The following is a 1,261-nucleotide window of genomic DNA, read 5'->3' as shown; positions in this document are numbered from 1 at the left end:
CGGTAGTTCCTTCGGTTCAGTGGACACCCTGAGCTAACTTTCAGGAGTGTTCCAATGCCAAAACCAGGTCCAAGAACCACCGCTCGCTACAGCAATGGTTTCAAGGCCACCGCGGTGCGCCTGAGTCAGCTTCCCGGCGTGTCGGTCCGCGATGTCGCCCAATCGCTTTACATTCATCCCTACATGCTGTCTCGTTGGCGAAGACTTGCGCGGGAGGGCGTCATCGTGATCAAGGGTGTGGATGTGGATCCGGCCGTTGCGGCCGAGCTGAAGGCGCTGCGCCAAATCAAGCGCCAGTATGAGCAGCTGAAGCTGGAACATGACCTTTTAAAAAAAGCGATCGCGTTCACTTCCGCTCGAAAGGCGACGTCTTCGCCTTCATCGAGCACCACAAGGAAGCGTGCCCGGTGAGGGCGATGTGTCGGCTGTACGGGGTCAGTGCGGCGGGCTACTACGCCTGGGCACGGCGTCCGGCGAGTGCGCGAGCGATCGCGGACGCAGCGCTGGTCGATAAGATCCGCCACGTGCACGCGGCCAGCCGGGAAACCTATGGCAGTCCGCGGGTACATGCAGCCTTGCGCCGGCAAGGCGAGCAGGTGGGGCGTCGCCGCGTGGAGCGATTGATGCGCGAAGAAGGCGTGCGCGCATGCTCGGCGCGATTGTATCGGCGGCGACCGGGACTGGCGCGATTCCTGGAGGGCGTCTCCAGTCGCGCCCATGAGGTTGCGGTCAGTCGTCCCGACCAGGTCTGGGTCGGGGACGTGACCTACCTCAAGGTCGATGGCCAGTGGCGCTACCTGGCCACGGTCATGGACCGGTATTCACGACGATTGTTGGGCTGGGCGCTGGGCGTCGAGCGCACGGCGGCGCTGACTAGTCGTGCCCTGACTGCCGCATTGCGCACCCGCGCCCCGGCATGCGATACGCTGTTCCATAGTGATCGGGGGATCGAGTTCATGGCCGGCGATTTCCGGCGCCGGCTGGGCCGGGCGGGGCTGGCGCAGTCGGTCAATCGCACGCGACGCATGAACGACAACGCGCACATGGAGTCATGGAACAAGTCGATGAAGTCGGACCTGTACCACCGTCGCCGCTTTGACAGCGATCGGACGCTACGCCTGGCGATCGGTGACTACGTTCACTTCTACAACCACCAGCGGCTGCATTCGGCGCTGGGTTACCGTTCACCCGTCGAGTTCGAACAATGCGACTAGCAAACGAGTGTCCACTTTTCCGTAGGAACTCCCAGCCGCTTCGCGGC

General features: G+C 63.2%; 2 protein-coding genes. Both read left to right on the top strand.

All coding sequences use genetic code 11. From position 1 onward, the window contains the following. Nucleotides 1-54: 54 nt before the first annotated feature. Nucleotides 55-411: a transposase gene (locus tag FD678_RS20120; protein WP_140728026.1), complete on the top strand. Its 357-nt coding sequence runs from the start codon at nucleotides 55-57 to the stop codon at nucleotides 409-411. Further along, nucleotides 381-1,214 carry an IS3 family transposase gene (locus FD678_RS20115; RefSeq protein ID WP_256661984.1) on the top strand — a complete coding sequence of 278 codons (834 nt, stop codon included), beginning with the start codon at nucleotides 381-383 and terminating at the stop codon, nucleotides 1,212-1,214. Before FD678_RS20120 ends, FD678_RS20115 begins: the two co-directional genes overlap by 31 nt. Nucleotides 1,215-1,261 lie beyond the last annotated feature (47 nt).

The sequence above is a fragment of the Pseudomonas sp. Hp2 genome (genome assembly GCF_006386585.1).
GTDB lineage: Bacteria > Pseudomonadota > Gammaproteobacteria > Xanthomonadales > Xanthomonadaceae > Pseudomonas_S > Pseudomonas_S boreopolis.
The sequence above is the reverse complement of the archived record's forward strand: the minus strand, read 5'-3'. Positions and strand labels throughout refer to the sequence as shown.

Coding starts and splice junctions, on each gene's coding strand:
- FD678_RS20120 (WP_140728026.1), top strand. CDS start 55: ATGCCAAAACCAGGTCCAAGAACCACCGCTCGCTACAGCAATGGTTTC.